We start from the raw sequence: 19,773 nt of genomic DNA on the forward strand, positions 1-19,773 counted from the left end.
CATCCATGTAAGCTCGACTGTCCACATCTATGTGGACAGACGCCTTTCTAGGGCATGACCGGCACCCGGCGCTAGCCTCTCTGTACCTCGGCCACCTAATATCAGAGGCCTGAATTTTTTCCCGTTTTATTAGGACGTTATTTCCCCGTTATAAACCCGCTGCAGCAACCGGTTTGGCTGAATGCTGTAAGCCAATTCAGCCGGGTGATCGATCTGCCAATGACAAAACGTGGCAGCACGACCTTCGGCCAGGGTGCCGTGGCTGTCGCTTAAGCCGAGTGCCTGGGCAGCGTTTTTGGTAACGCCTTGCAGGGCTTCAGTCGGGGTTAGACGGAACAGGGTGCAGGCCATGTTGAGCATTAATGTGAGCTGGAAGATGGGCGATGAACCCGGATTCGCGTCGGTCGCGACGGCCATGGGAATGCCCGCCTTACGCAGCTTTTCGATGGGTGGCACTTGCGTATCGCGCAGGGTGTAAAACGCGCCGGGTAACAGAGTAGCGACGGTGCCTGACTGTTTAATGGCCTGAATACCAGCGTCATCAAGCCATTCAATATGGTCGACGGATAATGCTTTATAGCGAGCGCAGAGTTCACTGCCGTGTTGATTCGACAGTTGCTCTACGTGGCCTTTTACCGGCAGGTCATGGTTGTGCGCCGTTTGAAATACCCGTTCGCATTGTTCGACGGTGAAGGCGATGTTTTCACAGAAAACGTCGACGGCGTCGATCAGGTTTTCTTTGGCCAGTGCCGGGATCATTTCGTCACACACCAGCGTGATGTAGTCATTTGCCCTACCCTTGTATTCGGGCGGTAAGGCGTGTGCGCCCAAAAAGGTAGTGACGACATCGACGGATAATGCCTGGCCCAGTCGGCGTGCAACGCGCAGCATTTTGCGTTCGTGTTCGAGGCTGAGGCCGTAGCCGGATTTGATTTCGACGGTGGTTACGCCATCGGCCATCAGTGCTTCGAGCCGGGGTTTGGCGCTGGCGAACAGTTCATCTTCACTGGCGGCTCGGGTGGCGTTGACGGTGCTGAGAATGCCGCCGCCCTGAGCGGCGATGTCGGCGTAGCTAACGCCTTCGAGCCGTTTCTCGAATTCGCTGGCGCGGTTGCCGCCAAAGACGAGGTGGGTGTGGCAATCGATCAGCCCAGGGGTGACAACACCGCCCCGCCCTGCGACTGGCCAATCATTTTCCCACTCGGCGGGTTGCTGGTGGCCGGGCACCAGAAGCTTGATGCGCCCGTCGGCGACCACCAGAGTCATCGGTTCTTCGTGGGTGTGAGCACCGTCGAACAGTGTGACGCCAACCCAGAGTTGGAGTTGGGGTTGGCCTTGGGTGATTGATGTCCCGGCCATGCGGTTTGACCCTTGCAGTTATAATTTGTATATACATTTCATTGAAATGACTGAGAAGTCAACCGGTGAAATGTAAAAAACCGTGAATTAAAGGCTGGCGCTAAGGGGGGATATCAAGATATGCCTATGGATTGGAAACATCTTAGGATTGACAGCATCGCCAGAAATTGTATATACATTAAAACTAAGCAGAGGTTCGTTTCTGGGTGCTGCGCAGTTTGTAGCGGTCGCCCGGGAAGATCAGTCTGGCGTAGCTGATCAGATGTTCGCCCGACCAGGTGCGCCGGGTCATGCACAGGCAGGGTTGCCCGGTGTCGGTTTCCAGCCAGTCGGCGGTCTGGGCGTCCGGTAGCATGGCCTCGACGACGTGTTCCAGATCGGTAATCGGGCAGCGGGCGACGAGAATTTCGTTCGGCGTGTGCAGGCTGAAGTCGGTTTCAAGATAATCCGGCACCCAGCGCGGGTTGACGAAACGGTCTTCAAGTTGAATCGGGCGGCCGTTATCGAGGTGGATCAGCACGCTGTGGAAGACCTTGGCGCCCATGCGCACGCCCAGTTTGAGCGCGGTTTCGTCATCGGCGGCAACGGCCTCGCAGCGCAGCACCCGGTTGCTGTACTGGTGGCCGCGCTGGCGTACTTCGTCGGCTATGTTGTTCACGTCGTTCAGAGGCGATTCGGCTTTCTGATCGGTCACGAAGGTACCAAGACCGGCCTGGCGCACCAGGTAGCCTTCCTGGACCAGGTCGCGAATGGCCTTGTTGGCCGTCATGCGGCTAACACCGAAACTTTGAGCTAACTTTTCTTCGGGGGGAATTTGATGGTCCGGTGCAAATTCACCGCTGCGAATCCGCGTCATCAGATAGGCTTTGATTTGCAGATAGCGGGGCTGGCGTGAACTCACAGTCGGTGTACTCGGGTGGTGAAGACCAACAACCGGGTGTCGCTGGCAATAACCGCATGGTGAAACAGCGCTTCAGGCAGGTCAAGTTCGAACCAACATCAACGGCATTGCGTGATCGTACATTTGTAAACTAACGGGAGAGGCCCATGTGGCAACCCTTTGACAAAACACCCTGGCAAGGCCGGATCGACCCCGATGTGGGATCACGCAGCCAGCGCTGGCACCAACGCATTGCGGAACCGTTGGCCGAGGTACCCGGCACCTGTCTGATTGGCTTCGCCAGTGACCGGGGTGTGCAGTTGAACCAGGGCCGCACCGGGGCAGCTGAAGGCCCAACCGCCCTGCGCTCGGCATTGGCCAGCCTGGCGGCCCATTCCGATCGTGCACTGTATGACGATGGCACTGTGCACTGTGCCGATGAGGATTTGCCAGCAAGCCAGATCGCGTTTGGTGACCGGGTGGCAGCCCGGCTGGAAGAGGGCCACTTTGTCATCGGCCTGGGCGGTGGCCATGAAATTGGCTACGCAAGCTATACCGGGCTGCGCCAATGGCTGGACCAGAACGACCCCGGTGCCCGGCTGGGCATCATCAATTTCGATGCCCATTTTGATTTGCGCAAACCCGCGCCGGACGCCACCTCGGGCACGCCGTTTTACCAGATCGCGCAGGATTGCGAGCAACGCGGACAACCATTCCATTACGCCTGCATCGGCATTAGTGAAGCGGCCAACACCCCGGTGCTGTTCGACACCGCCGAAGACCTGGGCGTTCACTACCTGCGCGACCTGAACTGCACCGATGTGCACGCCACGCCCTTTATCAGGCGGTTTATAGGCGAGCTGGATTATCTATACGTGACGGTGTGCCTCGATGTAATATCTGCAGGGTATGCCCCTGGCGTCAGTGCCCCGGCTGCCGTTGGTATTTCTCCGACATTTTTGTTGAATTGCCTGACGGAAGCTCAACGGTGTTGCCAGTTTGCCAGTTGCCAGTGGCTAATGGCCGATATCGCAGAGCTGAACCCGAGTTACGATCAGGACAACCGCACCGCCAAACTCGCAGCGAGGCTGGTATGGGAAATAGATGCCCTACAAACACCGGGGCGGGTCAGCGTTTAACTCAGAACCGTATCCAGCCAGCGCTGCGCCAACCATCGGTGACCCAATACACCAGGGTGAACGCCATCGTAGGCCCATAAAACAGGCTGAGTGGCACTGCCTGTTTCAAAGTCGGCCTGCACTGGCATCCACAGAGCGCCGTTTTTCTGCGCCAGTTCACTTTGCCCTAACTGCAACTCAGCCAGCAGCGGCCACCAGGCTTCGGTGACGGCACTGCCAGTTATGGCGAAGGGTTCGACCATAATCAATTGGCGGGTGAGCGGTTTCAGGCGCTCCATTAATGCCTGAAAATCGGCCAGGTTGGTTGCAATCTGGTGCGGTTGGTTCTCTTCAAACGGGTGCCAGATGTCGTTGATGCCAATCATTACGGTAATAATGTCGTATCCGCCCTGCTTGACCGGCTGCCAGCCTTCCTGATCCAGTAATTCGCCTGTTTCACAGCCCGAATACCCCCTATTCCAGACCTGGGCCTCCGGGTTCTGTGCCAGCCACTCGGTTGCCACCCGGTGCACCCATCCGGTTCCCAGAGCTTCGGGCCGATTGGGTTGACGAATGCTTCTATCCCGGTCGCAATCGGTGACTGAATCGCCCAGAAACAGCAGTCGGGAACGGTTGTTCACCATCTTTGAAGTCCTCGGTCAAAGTGTTTGTGGAAGCCTGGCAGATTACCCGCTTGTCTACCGTCAAAAAAGACCCATTCTTAGAAAGTTACCTTACAACAAACAGGAGCATACGATGTCCAACTTCCCAAAACGCTGGCCCGCCGCCGACCCGACCGTTCTTCAGCTCTACTCCATGGGCACCCCGAATGGTCAGAAAGTGTCTATCATGCTCGAAGAAACAGGCCTTCCCTATGAACCGCATCTGGTCAATATCATTAAAAACGACCAGTTCGATGAAGACTTCCTGAAACTCAACCCGAACAACAAGATACCCGCCATTATCGACCCCAATGGCCCCAATGGTGAACGCATTGCCATGATGGAAACCGGCGCTATTCTACTGTACCTGGCGGAAAAAACCGGACAGTTCCTGCCCAAAGACCCAGCAAAACGCTGGGAAACTCTGCAATGGCTGTTCTTCCAGGTGGCGCATGTTGGACCAATGTTTGGTCAGTTCGGTCACTTTTATAAGTTCGCCGCTGACAAAACATCCGATAGTTATGGTGTAGACCGCTTCACCAGCGAATCGAAACGTCTTCTGGGCGTGCTCAACCAACGCCTGGAAGGCCAGGAGTGGATCATGGGTGATGAGCTGACCATCGCCGATATGGCCATTGCCCCCTGGATAAAGGCGCTCGACTTTTACGAAGGGCATGAAGCGCTGGATACCGCTTCCTATAACAACGTTATGCAGTACTGCGAACGCTTCTACGCGCGACCTGCCGTAGAAAAAGGCTCGCAAGTGTGCATGCCGAATAGTTGATCCATATGACCTGCGTATAAGAACCTGAGCAAGCTAATCAAAGTTTCTCAGGTTCATGCCAGCCTGCACCGCTTAGCGCAGGCTGGCATTAGGCCGCTAAGTGCTGTAAACCAGATACAGCAAAACACTAATCGACAATAATATTATTGTCGGCCAAACCGACCGGGTTTTGTACAACTCACGAATCAGCTCTTCCCGGTATTGATCCAGAAAGTCCTGCTCTTGCATGCTCAGGGCCCTACCCTTCTGTTCCTTTTGATACAACCGCTGCAAGCTCACTTTCTGACTGAAATCCAGTTCTCTCAATACCGGAATAGATGATATCGAATCCATGGTAATGCTCCCTTTCAACAACAATTATCCTTTACACCTGCAATGAGCTCGCTGCTACAACTGCAACGCTTCATTGAAATGACTGCAAACAAGCACAGCGCGAGAGTCTATAGCCCGTGCGAGCACTTGCCTTTGTACCGCGAGGAAGGATACTGACACTCACGGATAAACGTTGATAACTTGATCACAAGGTTGATGAAACGCTCTCGACGAAATCACACCCTCCCCATTTCAAACTGGCATTACTTTGCGATATCTTGTTGGTATTCTGACGCCGAAAAATCGCGCTACTACGGCTAAATGATCCGATAGTGTAGATCACTCCAAATAATCGACATTTGCATTTCGGTTGCGAGGTCAAATCTTGTACAATAAAACGCTTTCCAAAAATAAACTCATAGTAAGCTTCAACGGTTACAAGCAGGTATAAAAAACGTGCAACCAGCCATACACCACTCCTGGAACATCAGTGAGCAAGAAGCCATAGCACTACAGAAAGACCTGGCGTCCAAAGTCATTCGTACGGACCAGCTCGACCCTGTAAAACTGGTTGCGGGTGTTGATGTTGCCTATTCAAAACACAGCAACACGCTTGTTGCGGCCGTGGCAGTGCTGGATGCGGCCTCAGGTGAACTGTTAGAAACAGTCACCATTCAAGACCAGGAGCAATTTCCTTATGTACCTGGCCTATTCTCTTTCCGCGAGCTGCCACCCATTATCAAGGCATTCGAACAGCTCTCATCCACGCCTCAGCTAGTGGTATGCGATGGACAGGGCCTGGCTCATCCGCGAAGGTTTGGGCTAGCCTGCCATCTCGGCGTTTTATTCGATATTCCAACCATTGGATGCGGTAAATCCCGGTTAATTGGTCAGGAAACGGAACCTGGCAAAGAGCGCGGCGCCATGACACCGCTTGTGGACGAGGATGAAGTGATAGGCGCCGCACTAAGGACCCAAACTGGCATAAAGCCAATTTATGTGTCAATTGGGCATAAAATATCTCTGTCTACCGCCTGCCAATGGGTACTGGAACTTTCCCCAAACTATCGATTACCAGAGACGACAAGATTGTCAGACCAGGCAGTTAGGAAAGTGATTAAAGACCTGGAAATGGGAACACCCTAGGCTGAAGAAACCCAAGTTAGTTTTCTACTAGATGTATATCCTTACTGAGTAATGCAACACTCATTTTAAAAAGCCGTTGGTGATTACACTAGCTGTAACCACCAAGTTAATCATGTTGTTTGTGTCGGGTTATTAACTTCCACTTTTAGACCGGGACAAGCACTTTTTATAGCCTCGACCAGCTCTGTTGGTACGGGCGTTTTCTTATTCTGATACTCGAATACAACTTCCTTTACTTTCGCAAAACCGATCATTTCCAGAAGAGCCTCTAGATTTACATCCAGTGAAAAAACAGTCATTTCTTTCGCTTTTTCAAAACCTATACTCTCCAGAGTATTTTTAATAGGCTCAACAGTCATAGAATTCAATGAACACCTCATATAGGTTATGCTCTTGTATTCTTTTGGAAGGGGCACATCCACAGAGTAAAATCGTATTCTGTCATTAAGTTCATCAATAAAATTCTTATCAAAACTACCGCTCATACTTATAGATGCAGAGAAGTCTTCACTTCCACTAATGTCTATTAGTGCCCCCTCCACACCTTCGGCACTGTGTTTACCATATACCAAAGCAGAAAGGCTGCCATTTCTGTTCTTATTAAATTTAAACGTATACTTTCCTGGAAAGAAGCAATCAATTGAAGAAATACATCCCTTTTCAGTATTCTCAATATCGACCCATCCCGTACTCTTAGTATACAGGCACATTTGACGAAGAACTCCTTTATCTTCTTCAAATACTATTCCAAAAAAAAGCTTTCCGTCCACCAATGCCAACTCATCGTGATCATAATCCACTCGATCATCTGACACAGGAATCCATAATTCATCATCGGCAATGCCGTACTTTGACAGCCAATTCTCTGTTAACATACCTTCTTGGAAAAATTTAGCTCTAAATAACCCATCGCTACCACGCTCTAGGGCGATACCGCTATAACTTTGATTACGCACCATGGCAAGCCCATTTTCATAGCGTACGGCAGTCATATTTGCAACTCTAAAAATATTATTCATCAGAAACCCCAGACCGGCCCGTTCTAATACTTATTGGTTCGGAAAGAATGCCACCACAATTGTTGCACGCTGGAAAGTGATTTCCGCGATGCCTATTTCCTTGAACGTAGAATGTGGCGACCGATATTTTTCCAAGATTCTCCTGATTAATTGGAATTCCAGCCGAGTCCATCCTATGAAACAGCTGATTTACCGCCAAAACTTCCGCATGCATTCCAGGCGGCCCTGCCTCATCAAGAAGCACTCTATCGTTAACCTCAATATGCTCGCGTATCTTCCTTTCCATTTCGGGATGTAGGACCATATAAAATGGGTCTTTCTTGTATATTCCTTTCAGGTGTTCCATGTAGCTCTCAATGTCGGGGATCGTATACTTCCCAACTACCCCGTCTAATCGTCCGAAAATTGCATTTGGTGAAGGAACCATCCGATTAACAATCGGTCTTTTACCTTCTATATTCCAATAGACGCCTGCTTCAATCGGCAAATCCGGGTATCCGGCCCCGGATATCGCCTTTTTCGTCCCCAGAGCGTCGTTAAGGTCTATTATTCTACTAGTTTCTCTCTGTACATACGAATAATGCCGGTTTTCAAAATCGTCGACTACGTTAAGCGTACTTCTAGCGCTGCGGCTTGCCTGTTGTTCCAGCGGTGGATGGCCTGGATCATGCTCTATTCTGGCATTCAGACGGCTTTGCCCGTCGGCAATCTGTGTGTTTGGTTCTACTGCGGCATCCAGGTCGATTACAGTACCTTCTGTTGCGAGGTCCTGTGCGTTCAATAGAGTGCGATTGTTATTGAGGTTGCTTAAATCTGCTCTTGTTCCCGAGATAGAAACCGTCGTTAACACACTGGCTACCAGCGCCGAGCGGAAGACCTCCATCAACTTCTGCAGGCGCTCTTCAGGCCCTAAATTGGGATCGTCAACAACGCTGTTGTATTGGCTCAGATATTGCTCGCCCAGCAGAATGCCTTGTAACCCATCCGTTCCCAGCTGGCCAATCAGCACTGTCCGCTGCGCACTAAGAAGCGCGCTTGAGCTTATTGTAGCTCCCAGCTTCCAGGCGGCCCCACCAAAGATGTTTCCGACAATACTTAAGCCATCGAAAGCATCGTCCCGCCAGTTACCAAAGCCTTCCTGATGGCGGGAAACAATGTTGGTGGTTGCCGCTCCGGTACTGGCAAATATTGAAACCCAGATGGCTACCGATATGGCCTGGGAACCCGGCACAACCATGGTGGCAACCCCGGCCACAACGGCAGCCCCCAGAGCTACATAGTCGAGCCAGGCACTCACCTCATCCCAAAAGGACTGTCCGTCTGATTCGAACCCACCACTCAGGTTGATTCCATATTTGTCTGGGGTGGTAAGGCTGTATTCAATATAGCCTTCCGGATAACGATTGTCGGAATCCCAGGTATTAAAAACATCCCTGACGGCCTGTTCATGACTGTCACCACTGCCTTCATAGACCCCGGTTGTGCTTCTATGGGCAGGGTTGGTCCAGTCGATCAGCTTCCATGTCTTGTCCCCATCGTTCCAGGGTATCCAGTCTTCGTCCTTTCTTTCCTGATCAGTGACATTTACAAGCCAAAGCTTTAACTGGGTTCTCTGCCCACTGTTTTTGTCTACATGAATGGCATCAACCGGAAAGCCCTCTCTGCACCCCAATTCGCTCAAATGGTTTCTAAGGTGTTCAGTATAAGACTCCAGGTATTCCACACGGTCATCATAGGCGCGTTGCTGAGCAGAATTCCCGGGCGGCCTTTCTGCGGCTACTTGTTTGAGCGTTTCCAAATATTTTTCAGTGCGAATCAATTGTTGACTCGGTGTGGGATCAGAGTCGTTTGCGTTTACATTCAGCTCCCTTTGCGCAATCAACTTGGCATATGCCACCGTCTGCCGCTTTGCAATTCTACGAACCTGGCCATTTGGGGATCGGATCGTAAAAATAATCGTATGATCACCTGGGTATGCCCACTCTGCCTGGCTCCAAGCTAGACCACTGGGACCATGAACAACAGTCGATCGACCTGCTGGCAAGGTACTGAGGTCATTTTCACAACTCCATTGAAACTGGGCTCCCTGTGGAATATTTTCCGGGTGGTCAATATGGGCCTGAAATCTAACATCCGTGCCTACAGGAAGAATATCAGCCTCGGGGAAAGACTCGATAACGACGTTGAAGTTACCCATTTACCTGTATCTCCACTTCCTGAGACTCCATTAGACCTGCAATAACCAGAATGGGGATGAGCACGTCGTGATCACTCTCTCTGGTAAAGGTATTCAGCGCGTCTTCCGCTATATCTCCGTAATATTGGCTATAAACCGACTGAACTTGTTTCATGTCTACCGACACACGTAGCAGGCGGCAGAAATCACTCAAACGGTGGTGCTTTAATGACCACTTTATGTCACCTGCAACGGACTTGTAGAGCAGATCCTTGTGGTCTGGGTAGGTGAGCTGACCGCCTTCCTGATCCTGTCCACAATTGAGTTCGGCTACCCCGTCCTTATCCGACTTGCCTTCATAGCTGCTACCCGATCGGGTCTTAAATACCACTGAAACCTCGGGCAGGGGCATTCCCAGGGGAGATGAGACGTTAATCACCAGTAGTCTGTCTTTCTCTTCCCTCTCATAGGTGTTCAATGGTTTATCCGTTGGTACGAAGGGTGCTAACTCCAGCCCTCCAATTTCCAAAGGATCGATAACAGTAACTGGACTGGCACTCTCCGGTTCATTCCCACCCCCAATGTCATAACTCACCTCGCCATTGAACGTCACACCGCTCTGGGTGCCGTGCAGGGTGATCTTTTTACCGAACAGTTTGATGTTGCCGGCCGGGTCGATCCTGACGCCGGTGTCGCCCTTGATCAGCACGAGGTCACCGCCGCCGTTGCCCTCGATGGTGATGTCGCCGTTCACCTGGTGCACCAGAGCGCCATCGTTAACCTGTATCTGGTAGTCGCCGTGCTGGATCTCGGTGGTGCGGTCGCCGCTGCGGATGCGTCGGGTGAGGCGACGTTGTTGCACCCAGAGGCTGAAGTCGCCTTCGGCGGCCTGGGTTAGATGGAACTGGGCCAGGTGCTGGTGGTCGGCTTCGGCCTGGTGGCGCTGGTGGCCGTCGATCTGGCTGTGGCTGTGTTGTTTGACGCTCTGGTTGCGGTTACCGCCGATGCGTTCGTCCAGGTTGCCGATGTCGGTAGTGAGGTTGAGCGTTTTGCCGGCGCGGAGCCTCAGACCGCCGAACTGGGCGGCGAGCTTGATGTAATGCTCGGTGCCGGCGGCGTTCAGGGCCAGCAGGGTTTGCTGATCGAAGCTGTGCAGGGCGATGGCTTCGGCGTCGAGGCTGTCGTCGAAGCGCAGTTCGTTTTGGCCTGGGGTGACCAGACGCGATTGCTGGGCGTTGTCCCGGGTGACGGGGCCGATCTGGTGGCGGCTGGGGATGACGCCGAGGATCATCGCCCGGGCCGGGTCGTTGTTGAGGCAGGTAATCAGCACCGTGGTGCGGTTCAGCAGCGGGAAGTGCCAGCCGGTGGTGATGCCATCCTGTTCCGGGCTGGCGTAGGGGGCGAGCCGTTCGGTTAACGGGCTGGCCTGGGCGTGGGTGGCGGCCTCGTAGGGCTGGCGGGCGCCATAGGCTTCATCGGCGTCGAGCCGGAAGTAGTAGCGGCCGTCGCGGCCGAGTTCGGCGTGGTCGTAGCGGCTTTCGATGCGGGCCGGGAACATGGGCGGCAGCGCCGGAGGTTTGATCAGCTCCGGTCGAACCGGGTCGTTGCGGGGGATCAGCGTCGCGCTGTTGCGGTAGGCCAGGCCTGCGCCGTCGGCCTCGGCGGTGTGCTCGACGGTGAGAATACGGAAATCGCCCCGGGTGCCGCCACCCAGGGTGCCGGTGGGCAGGCTGCGCGCGTCCAGTGGTAAACAATAGCCAGCGGTCAGCAGCGGCAGGTGGCTGCTGATGCTGAGGGTGTAGCGGGTGGCGTCGCGGCGCTGCTGTTCATAGAGGGCCCGGGTTTCGGCGGCGTCTCGCCCGAGCGGTGGGTCGAACGTCTGGTGGTTGGCCTGATCGATGGTTAACTCGGTCATGCCTCTGTGGCTCGCGTTACCGGCCCCCCGGTGCGCCTCACTGACCGAGCGGGCGATGCGGCTGGGTTGCCAGCGCCAGTGGCCTTTGGCATCGGTGATGCGGTTCAGGGCGTCGCCCGGGGCGAGGCCAGAGACGGCGCTGGCCCATTCGATGTCAGGCAGGTAGGGGGTGAAGTCGGGGTTGTTGCGGATCACCAGGGTCTCGTGGTCTTGCCCGGGTGGGTGCTCGAACCAGTAGTTGGCGCCCACCTCGGCGAGCAGCCGTTGCAGGCACTGTAGATTGGTCTCCTGAGCTTGCAGAAAGGGGCCATCGGGTGCGGGGCCGGGCTCGATAATCAGGTCGAGTTCCTGGGGCTGGTAGCCCATGCTGGCGAGCAGGTGTTTCAGCACCTGTTCCCGGGTCTGGTCCATCATCAGGCGGGTGCGCGGTTGCAGGGTGCCCTGGTGCAGTTTACTGGCCAGGCGAAGCTCGGCGCGGTCGTTGCCGTCTGAAATCAGTTCCAGTTGCTGCACCTGCAGATGAAACCAGCGGCTGCGCCCGTCGATCAGTTGCAGCTCGACCGAGGCGGGCAGGTTCAGCAGTTCGGTGCCGGGCAGTGGCAGCGGTGTTGGGCAGGTGACTTTGAGGTAGCAGGGCCGGTTGAGTGCTTCGCGACCGGTCAGGGCCAGAATGGGCAGGCGGTAGCCGGCCAGGTGCAGATGGCCTGTCGTCTGTTGTGTTGCCATGTTCAGTATCCTTCTAAATTCAGCGTTTTGTACGGGTCACCCGCCATGTCCTTTGGTCACGTTAATTGTTGCTGACCGTACCGCCTTTTATCGCAATGGTGTCTGCCGTTATTTCTACCGCTGGCCCTGCTAAAGTCAGATTGCCGCTGCTGTCTATTTGCAGCGTACCGTCGCTTTGCTTCAGGGTAATCGCTCCGGAACCCACGCCGTTCAGGGTAATGTCCCGGGCGGCTTCTACAGTCAAACTGCCATTCTGGACCTGAAGCTGGTAGTTGCCGGCGTCGACTTGTTCCGACAGGCCATCCCCTACTTGCCAGTGCATGCCAGCACCACTGGTGAGGGTGATGTCGCCCTCACTGGATTGCCAGCGAATAGCGCCCGTTGCGCTGTACTCAATGTCTTTAGCCGATTCAACCCGGATAGTGCCTTCCTGGGTTTGTAAGGACTGGTCGCCCTTGACATGAACATTGTGGTTGGCGCCGACGGTTGTGATCTGATCGGTACCGGATTCCAGCGTCATTGATTTGCCCGCAAACACAAAGGCATCACCCTCAAGGGTTTCGAGCGTGACCTTGTGGTTATCTTGCTCGGCGCTCAATGTCAGATGGTTTTTGGCGTCCGGGGTTGCCAGTTCGATGCGTTCTTGTTGCGGGGTGTCATCCAGCAGAAAACGATGACCGGACCGTGTTTGTATCAGGTTCTGACGGGCGTTGGCATCGGTAACCGGATTGACCGCGTTTCGGTTATAGAGCGCACCGACAATGATCGGCCGATCCAGGTCCCCATTTTCAAAATTGATGTTTACTTCAGTGCCCCTGGCCAACGGGAAATGCATGCCATGGTCTTCGCCGCCCAGGGTTTGCATTAACCGGGTGGGTGGGCTGGCCGGGCCGTCAGCTTCGCCGCGCTGATCAAAAGGTAAGCGCACGCGGTACATGCCACGCTCATCAACTTCTTCATCAATGCAGCCGGTGAAGCTGGTAAATACCGGTGCGCGACGCTGGTACTCGGGCACATAGGGAATGGCCAACGGAATTACCGTCAGCTTGCAGAGGTAGCCGTTGTCTTTACCGCCCAGTCCATTACCGGCGGCCGCACGCTGGGACCCACTCTGATCAACACCAAGTATGCGGTAGCGCCCACTGTCGGTGGGGTGATCCACCAGTTCCAGCAGCATGCCCGGCTGCACCGCTCTTACCGTAGTATGCAGGCACAGCGTTTCCGCCTGCCAGGTATGCACGGCGGCCATGCGTTCGGCCAGCGCCTGCAACCGTTCAGGGTCCATTTCATTGGGTGCCCAGTGGTGTGCCTCGCCCTGTGCTGTGGCGACGGGCACCGTTACAGCTGCGCTCAGGTCAGTAGTACCCCAGGGGTCAATGTCCGACACTACGACATCGGCGGGTGACTGACGGAAGATCCGGCTCACGGCACTGACGTGCTCGTCGTCTTTGGCGGCACCGGCATTGGCTGCGAAACGCAGGGTGATGTCGGTCTCTGCATGGGGCAAGCGGGTAATGTCATCCGCCAGTTGGATGGTGGTTTCACTGTCGCCGGGTGAAAGATGAATAAAGATCCCTTCCCGGGCCAGAATGCGAGTAACGAAGTCGTAATCGGTTTCTTCGTACTGAATCATCATCGCCCTGGGCTCATCGAACTCGCTCAAAACATCAACGGTAGACCAGGCACCCAGGCGCTCTTCCAGAATGTCACGCGCTACGCTGAGTGCACTGCGATCAACAAATACCCGGTTATGCTGAGAGCGTTTCAAAGGGGAAAGCACTGACGCCAGGGTGATGTTCAACCCGCTGTAGTCACCGTTGCCATCGGCATTGGCGGTATCGATGATCAGGCAGTGCAAGGGCATCAGGCCGCTGGCCGACATGATTGACAGCGTTGCATGCTCACCCACCAGTTCGTCGCTTGCTATGCGGTGTCGCAACAGCACCTTAACCTGGATGCGGTAATCCTGGTGCAGGCTCCAATGCTCTATCTGCATCGACTCTACCAAACAGGTATCGTCTGGCAGGTCGGCCAGTTTGAAGAAGAACTGGCTTTCATCGGCCAGTCCAACTGATCGCATGGCCCGATTGATTCCGGCAATGGACAATGTCATGTGTCTCTCCTTGGTCATATCCAGGCGCTGGCCACTAGGCTCAGGCGCTCTTCAATTCAGCATCGGGTTGGCGATCGAGAAAAATAAAGCTCAGCTGTTGCTGCTCATCCAAATCCAGTTGCAGGATGTCGGGCAGGTCTCCCTCGGCAAGGTAGTGCAGCAACTGGTTGGCAATGCCCGGCATCAGTTGCTGGTCGATAACGCGGTTAACCAGGCGTGCGCCAGAGTCACTGACCCGGCACATGGAAACCAGCCGGTCCATCGCCTGACGGTCACACCTGAGTTCAATGCGGTATTCAGTTTGCAAGCGCTCGGCCAGTTGGTCGAGCCGCTGCTGAATAATGCCCGCCAGTGCGGCTTCATCGAGCGCGGCAAAGGGCACAATTTGCATGCGGGCTACCAGGGCTGGCGCAAAGTGCGCGGTGATGGCCGGTTGCACCAGTGTCGTCAGCTCCTGAACGGTTGGCGGTGGCATTAATACCGGTTCGGCAGATTCTGGTTGAGTGTTAGCCGTATCGGCGGTCTGATCAGTTGGCACCTCATCAGCGGCTAGCGCGTCATCAACGACCGGATTTTCCTCCGGGCTTTCCAGCGCGGCCGTGCAACGCCACTGAATATCGTCGGCACCCAAATTCGAGGTCATCAGAACAATGGTGTTTTTAAAGTCGATTTCCCGGCCTTCACCATCGCGCATGAAACCACGGTCAAACACCTGGTAAAACAGGTTCATGACGTCGACGTGAGCTTTTTCGACTTCATCCAGCAGCACAACGGAATACGGTTTCTGTCGAACGGCTTCGCTCAACACACCGCCCTTGCCATAGCCAACATAACCCGGAGGTGAGCCCTTCAACTGAGATACGGTATGGGCTTCCTGGTATTCGCTCATATTGATGGTGATCAGTGAGCGGTCACTACCAAACAAGTGGGCTGCGATCTGCCGGGCGGTTTCGGTTTTACCAACGCCACTGGGGCCCGCCAGCAGGAATACACCCTGAGGCCCCTGCCCTGAACGCAGGCCTGCCTTGCTGGATCGCAGGGCCTGGCCGATGACGGCCAGTGCACCGTCCTGTCCGACAAGGTGCTGGCCCAGTGCTTTTTCAAAGTTCAACAACGCATGCAGTTCATCGTTCACCATGCTGCCCACCGGAATGCCGGTCCAGTCGGCGATGACATCGGCAATGGCAGTGCCATTCACTTCGGGCTGAACCAGTGGCCGGCCCTGTTGCAGTTGGGCCAGGGTTTCACGATGTACCCGGCTCTGTTCGAGCAAAACACCGACATCGTCTTCTTTTTCTGCGCCGCGCAAGGCATGGCCGGCCGACTGAATATGCCGGACCAGTTCGGACTGAACGGCCCAGTCCTGCTCTGCCTCGCCTGCCTGCTCCAGTGAATCGGCAAGTTCGGATTTCAATTGCTCCAGCACGTCGGTGTTCACGCCCAGCCCCTGGCGTTGTTCTGCATCCAGCGCGCGAAGCCGGTCTTCAAGATACCCGATGCGCGACTGCAACCCTTCCAGTTGCTGGGGTTTCAGGCTTTGGCTCATAGTGACGCGGGCGCTCGCCGTGTCGATCAGGTCGATGGCTTTATCGGGCAGGAAGCGCCCGGTGATATAGCGGTCTGAAAGAGTAACCGCAGCGGCGATGGCTTCGTCGGTAATCTGGACGCCATGATGGTCCTGATAGCGCTGCTTCAAGCCAGACAACATGTGCATGGCGGCCTCCAGTGTCGGCTCTTCTACTTTTACCATCTGGAAGCGACGCTCCAGTGCCGGGTCGCGCTCGAAGTACTGTTTGTACTCACTCCAGGTCGTTGCCGCTATGGTGCGCAGTTCACCTCTGGCCAGCGCCGGTTTCAACAGGTTGGCTGCGTCGCTCATGCCGGCTTCTCCACCCGCGCCAATCAGCGTATGGGCTTCATCAATAAACAGCATGACCGGTGATTCAGCATCTCTTACTTCTTCAATAACGGCTTTCAGTCGTCGTTCAAACTCGCCTTTTACACCCGCCCCGGCTTGCAGCAAGCCCAGGTCGAGCACACAAATACGAATACCGCTCAGGTGCTCGGGCACCTCACCGGCGACAACGCGTTGCGCTAGCCCTTCAACGATGGCGGTTTTACCAACGCCCGGCTCACCCACCAGGATGGGGTTGTTTTTACGGCGACGGCACAGAATATCGATCGCCATGCGAATCTCTTCGTGGCGCCCGCTGATTGGGTCCATCCCCCCTGCCCGTGCTTTTTCGGTCAGGTCTTCGGTGAACTGATCGAGCGCTGATGGTCCGGCTGCACTGCCCGGTGCTGTAGCTCGGCTGGTCCCGGTAGCGCCAGCACCAAACCCCGTTGACGATTCACTGGACTCGCGCGCAAGATCTGCGAAATTTTGATGCACGGCATCGAACGATATGGATTCCAGCGGCGCATAGCACTGATCGTGCTCCCACACTCCGGACAACTGGGCAAAGGCTTCCAATATGCCAGCCGAGTCGATGGCTTCCGGCGTGTAATGCAAACTGCTCAGGACAAAGGCTTTCTCGAGCACTTCAAACAAGGCCATCGACAAGGCTGGCTTGCCTTCGTGATGCGTACGCAGGCTGTTAAGATGTTCGATGACGTTATGCCAGAGCGCATCCTGATCGACATTGAAAACCGACAAAATGACATCGAGATGCCCTCGCTGCCCTTCTTCAAGTAATTTGAGCAGAAAATGCTCGGGGCGAATTTCCCGGTGGCCCCGACTGGCGGCAAAACCGGCGGCGGCTTCCAGCGCCAGGCCACAATGCGGGGTTAGCTTGTCGACCAGTACTCGTAGTGTTCGATTGTCCATGCGATGTTCTCCCTACCTGCATTCGATCTCGTTGATTCGGTTAATAACTAACGGGCCATCAGGCCACTTGTGATAATGGGTTAGTCGACTCCACACCGGCTTGCTTGTATTGCTGGCTGGTGAATACCAGCGTGCAATCGGTACTGACGGCCTCCCCCAATACCAGGGCCTGGCCAAGCCGCACCGGAGAGGACCCCAGTTGCATGGGCACCCGCTCACTGGCCGGAAGGCGAATGTGCACATCGTAGCCAACGCCTGAGGGTAAATACTGATCGAGCAGATCATTCAGGCGTTGGCCGAGCTCCCCGCCCGGGTTCAGGGCAGCGCCTTGCTCGGCATTGACTTCACCGGTCTGTACCCGAACATGCCGCCCCATCACACTCATGGTTTGCCCGAGCAGAGTGTCGCGCCCCAGGGCCTGGCTGCCGTCGAGCGACATTACCTGGTCAACTCGTACCTGCGTCAGTACCTGGGTATCGATATCGAGTTCCGGCAGCGACAAGGCCGTTTGCAAGACCGACTCAACCCCCGCCGCACTTCGGCACTGGGCCGCGAGCGCGCCGGGTAACCCGGACGACAGCTGGTGCCGACGATGGTAACCCCCCAGCAGGGCACTGCTGGTTCGCTGCAACAGATTCTGATCGCCAACCTGCTGCAGCAATTCAAACTTGCGCCACCCCTGATGCAGCAGCCAGTAAGCCTGGTTATTGAACACATCCAGAAACGCCTGAATTCTCTGACCCGCGTCATCCTGATGAGTCACATCTTCCAGGAAATACTGGGGCAAAGGCGCATCGACGCCGTAAAAGCCAAAAAAGGTAGTTTCTATCTCAACGCCATTGCCGGGCAGACGATTGACGCGACGCACATCGGAGGCAGGAAAGGAAAGCCAGTCGGACGGACGCAACCGTAACCAGTCCGGGCGGGCGACCGCGGCCGACTCGCCCCGAGCCGCCAATACCGCTTCCACCAACTGATGGAAGTGGAACCGGGTAGCCTGCTCAACGAGCGTATTTACAGCGTTGCCCGTTGGCCCATGGTTGGTTTCCATGCCCACTCCTTATAGGTTGGCAAAGACACCAGTCGCGTCTCTACATACTCGGTCATATTGGCAAAGTTCGCAAAAAACTGGTGCAGCACGGTTCCAAATAGGTACAGATCAGAGCGCGAGCTGAATCCGGATTCCTGCACCTCCAGTTGAATCGTCAGCCCCTGAAACAGAATCCCCTGGCGTATACGGTGCTCGACCCGGGTTGATACGCCTTCGATCGCGAGAATGCGGTTCTGGTTTTCTATCTGGTCGCTCCAGTCGAAAAGGCTCAATAAGGTTTTCAGATGCTCGACATTACTGAGCTTCGACAGGTTCAGCGACATCATCGAAATCAGTTGCCACTGGAAATCGTGCATTGACGGTGGCGTGAGCATTGTTGAAGGCCGGCTGATGTTGGTTACCTTCAAGTCTTTCGAGGCCTCATGGTGGAGACCATTGAGCTTGTGCAAGTCGAGATACTGGCGCGGGTAGTTTTCATTGCTGGCGAGCACATCAACTGACAGTACTTCTTCGGCCCCCGGTGTCACTCCGGTAACAGATACGAAAGTACGCCGCCTTCCGGCGCCCGACTTTCGCGTATGAGTGGCGTAGGTGGGTTCATCCCGGTGCCGGTAACGTAATTCCTGAAGTGGCCGGAAATTCCGAACCTGACCGGTTCTCGGGTTACGACCGGATACCGATTGAATGCAGTAAATATTGGCGCAATCGCGAAAGCTGTGATCAACCTTGAGTGGGTAGTCGGGCACAAGGCCGGTCAGCCGTACCGGCTCAGCTTCGCTGGCAAACAGGTTTATAGCCGGAACTGAGTTCAGTGCGAAGGTGTCGCGCTGTACATGGTGACCTGCCGGCAAGGTGACAGGGGAGTCTATCAACACGGTCAGCAGTCGCCCTTCTGCTGGCCAGTCAGCACTGTTGAAACCACCCAGATTGAGAAAGAGGTATTTTTCCCGGGCATTGAAATAGTCGTGAAGGATGCTGAAGGCCACATGGCCTTTACCGAACGAGGGCAACAGGCAGTCTTCAGGGTCCATCATACCAGGGGTCATGGCACTGTTGGACGGTACTGGCTGAGTATCCAGCGACAGTTGAACCCGGGTATCGGCATGCAGGCATACTTCATACAGTGCGTAGGCCAGTGCGCGATCGCAATGCAGGTGCAATGGCAGGTTGGTGAAATTCAGGTCAGCCCAGTCGAACACGCTTTGCTTGCGCAGGGTCAGTCGTAATTGAGTGCCTCCACCTACCCGGTCGAGAACCGAGACGCTCTCTATTTCTATGGGCTGCACAGTCACCGGAGCGGTGGTGGTGTATTCGCAGGTTACCGATTCCGGGCCAATATTTCGAGCAAACACCCGAGTCCCCCGGCCCAGTGTATGGGTTTGCTTGCATTGTGGTTCGGGCGTGACCTGCACCAGAGTATGGGAGGGAAAGGGGCGGCACAGCGACGGGTTCAACTGATCGAGCAGGTTCTCGCTCAGCTCCGGTACGCCATCGTCGATGCGCTCACGGATCTGTGCAGTCAGAAACGCCATACCTTCCAGCAACCGTTCGACATAGGGGTCGCGGTCTTTTACGGCTTTCAGATTGAGCATGGCCGCCTGCTCCGGGTATGCTTCCGCAAACTCCTGGGCCGCATCCTGAAGCAAACGCATTTCTGCTTCGAAGTACTCTTTCATGACATCCTA

14 protein-coding genes are annotated in these 19,773 nt (G+C 55.1%); 3 read left to right on the top strand and 11 right to left on the bottom strand.

Annotated elements, in window-relative coordinates; all coding sequences use genetic code 11:
- Nucleotides 1-129: 129 nt before the first annotated feature.
- The gene (gene hutI, locus EP166_RS06070; RefSeq protein WP_127555870.1) at nucleotides 130-1,359 is read right to left on the bottom strand and encodes an imidazolonepropionase; all 1,230 of its coding nucleotides are present in this window, start codon (nucleotides 1,357-1,359) and stop codon (nucleotides 130-132) included.
- 184 nt (nucleotides 1,360-1,543) lie between these two features.
- Entirely contained in the window at nucleotides 1,544-2,260 is a 717-nt protein-coding gene (gene hutC, locus EP166_RS06075) for a histidine utilization transcriptional repressor HutC (RefSeq protein ID WP_127555871.1), read from the bottom strand.
- 146 nt (nucleotides 2,261-2,406) lie between these two features.
- On the opposite strand from hutC, the gene hutG reads away from it, so the two are divergent.
- The gene (gene hutG, locus EP166_RS06080) at nucleotides 2,407-3,378 is read left to right on the top strand and encodes a formimidoylglutamase (protein ID WP_127555872.1); all 972 of its coding nucleotides are present in this window, start codon (nucleotides 2,407-2,409) and stop codon (nucleotides 3,376-3,378) included.
- Here hutG and EP166_RS06085 read toward each other — a convergent pair.
- Nucleotides 3,375-4,001, bottom strand: coding sequence for a GDSL-type esterase/lipase family protein (locus tag EP166_RS06085; protein ID WP_127555873.1), 627 nt, complete (start codon nucleotides 3,999-4,001; stop codon nucleotides 3,375-3,377). The two genes, hutG and EP166_RS06085, sit on opposite strands and share 4 nt — an antisense overlap.
- 112 nt (nucleotides 4,002-4,113) lie before the next feature.
- Here EP166_RS06085 and EP166_RS06090 point away from each other — a divergent pair, with 112 nt between their 5' ends.
- Complete coding sequence (locus EP166_RS06090) at nucleotides 4,114-4,803, top strand: glutathione S-transferase N-terminal domain-containing protein (RefSeq protein ID WP_127555874.1); 690 nt, start codon at nucleotides 4,114-4,116, stop codon at nucleotides 4,801-4,803.
- A gap of 96 nt (nucleotides 4,804-4,899) precedes the next feature.
- Here EP166_RS06090 and EP166_RS06095 read toward each other — a convergent pair whose 3' ends face one another.
- Nucleotides 4,900-5,136, bottom strand: coding sequence for a hypothetical protein (locus EP166_RS06095; RefSeq protein ID WP_127555875.1), 237 nt, complete (start codon nucleotides 5,134-5,136; stop codon nucleotides 4,900-4,902).
- 435 nt (nucleotides 5,137-5,571) lie between these two features.
- Between EP166_RS06095 and nfi the strand changes: the two genes are divergently transcribed.
- Nucleotides 5,572-6,261 carry a deoxyribonuclease V gene (nfi, locus tag EP166_RS06100; protein WP_127555876.1) on the top strand — a complete coding sequence of 230 codons (690 nt, stop codon included), beginning with the start codon at nucleotides 5,572-5,574 and terminating at the stop codon, nucleotides 6,259-6,261.
- Nucleotides 6,262-6,371: 110 nt separating this feature from the next.
- Here nfi and EP166_RS06105 read toward each other — a convergent pair whose 3' ends face one another.
- The 7 genes from EP166_RS06105 to tssF form a co-directional block, all read right to left on the bottom strand.
- Nucleotides 6,372-7,280, bottom strand: coding sequence for a hypothetical protein (locus EP166_RS06105; RefSeq protein ID WP_127555877.1), 909 nt, complete (start codon nucleotides 7,278-7,280; stop codon nucleotides 6,372-6,374).
- Nucleotides 7,273-9,477, bottom strand: coding sequence for a YwqJ-related putative deaminase (locus EP166_RS06110; protein WP_127555878.1), 2,205 nt, complete (start codon nucleotides 9,475-9,477; stop codon nucleotides 7,273-7,275). Before EP166_RS06110 ends, EP166_RS06105 begins: the two co-directional genes overlap by 8 nt.
- The gene (locus EP166_RS06115; RefSeq protein ID WP_127555879.1) at nucleotides 9,470-12,097 is read right to left on the bottom strand and encodes a type VI secretion system Vgr family protein; all 2,628 of its coding nucleotides are present in this window, start codon (nucleotides 12,095-12,097) and stop codon (nucleotides 9,470-9,472) included. The genes EP166_RS06110 and EP166_RS06115 overlap by 8 nt, the downstream gene beginning before the upstream one ends.
- Nucleotides 12,098-12,158: 61 nt before the next feature.
- A complete protein-coding gene (locus EP166_RS06120) occupies nucleotides 12,159-14,210 on the bottom strand; it encodes a type VI secretion system Vgr family protein (RefSeq protein ID WP_164743833.1) in 2,052 nt (683 codons plus the stop codon).
- Nucleotides 14,211-14,250: 40 nt separating this feature from the next.
- Complete coding sequence (gene tssH, locus EP166_RS06125) at nucleotides 14,251-17,037, bottom strand: type VI secretion system ATPase TssH (protein ID WP_127555881.1); 2,787 nt, start codon at nucleotides 17,035-17,037, stop codon at nucleotides 14,251-14,253.
- Between the two features lie 58 nt (nucleotides 17,038-17,095).
- On the bottom strand, nucleotides 17,096-18,088 hold the full coding sequence (tssG, locus tag EP166_RS06130) for a type VI secretion system baseplate subunit TssG (RefSeq protein WP_127555882.1): 993 nt from the start codon (nucleotides 18,086-18,088) through the stop codon (nucleotides 17,096-17,098).
- Complete coding sequence (tssF, locus tag EP166_RS06135) at nucleotides 18,052-19,764, bottom strand: type VI secretion system baseplate subunit TssF (protein ID WP_127555883.1); 1,713 nt, start codon at nucleotides 19,762-19,764, stop codon at nucleotides 18,052-18,054. Before tssF ends, tssG begins: the two co-directional genes overlap by 37 nt.
- Nucleotides 19,765-19,773: the final 9 nt, after the last annotated feature.

Source organism: Saccharospirillum alexandrii (assembly GCF_004000275.1).
Classification (GTDB): domain Bacteria; phylum Pseudomonadota; class Gammaproteobacteria; order Pseudomonadales; family Natronospirillaceae; genus Saccharospirillum; species Saccharospirillum alexandrii.

Coding starts and splice junctions, on each gene's coding strand:
- hutG (WP_127555872.1), top strand. CDS start 2,407: ATGTGGCAACCCTTTGACAAAACACCCTGGCAAGGCCGGATCGACCCC.
- EP166_RS06115 (WP_127555879.1), bottom strand. CDS start 12,097: ATGGCAACACAACAGACGACAGGCCATCTGCACCTGGCCGGCTACCGC.
- EP166_RS06085 (WP_127555873.1), bottom strand. CDS start 4,001: ATGGTGAACAACCGTTCCCGACTGCTGTTTCTGGGCGATTCAGTCACC.
- tssG (WP_127555882.1), bottom strand. CDS start 18,088: ATGGAAACCAACCATGGGCCAACGGGCAACGCTGTAAATACGCTCGTT.
- tssF (WP_127555883.1), bottom strand. CDS start 19,764: ATGAAAGAGTACTTCGAAGCAGAAATGCGTTTGCTTCAGGATGCGGCC.
- EP166_RS06095 (WP_127555875.1), bottom strand. CDS start 5,136: ATGGATTCGATATCATCTATTCCGGTATTGAGAGAACTGGATTTCAGT.
- EP166_RS06105 (WP_127555877.1), bottom strand. CDS start 7,280: ATGAATAATATTTTTAGAGTTGCAAATATGACTGCCGTACGCTATGAA.
- EP166_RS06110 (WP_127555878.1), bottom strand. CDS start 9,477: ATGGGTAACTTCAACGTCGTTATCGAGTCTTTCCCCGAGGCTGATATT.
- EP166_RS06090 (WP_127555874.1), top strand. CDS start 4,114: ATGTCCAACTTCCCAAAACGCTGGCCCGCCGCCGACCCGACCGTTCTT.
- tssH (WP_127555881.1), bottom strand. CDS start 17,037: ATGGACAATCGAACACTACGAGTACTGGTCGACAAGCTAACCCCGCAT.
- EP166_RS06120 (WP_164743833.1), bottom strand. CDS start 14,210: ATGACATTGTCCATTGCCGGAATCAATCGGGCCATGCGATCAGTTGGA.
- hutI (WP_127555870.1), bottom strand. CDS start 1,359: ATGGCCGGGACATCAATCACCCAAGGCCAACCCCAACTCCAACTCTGG.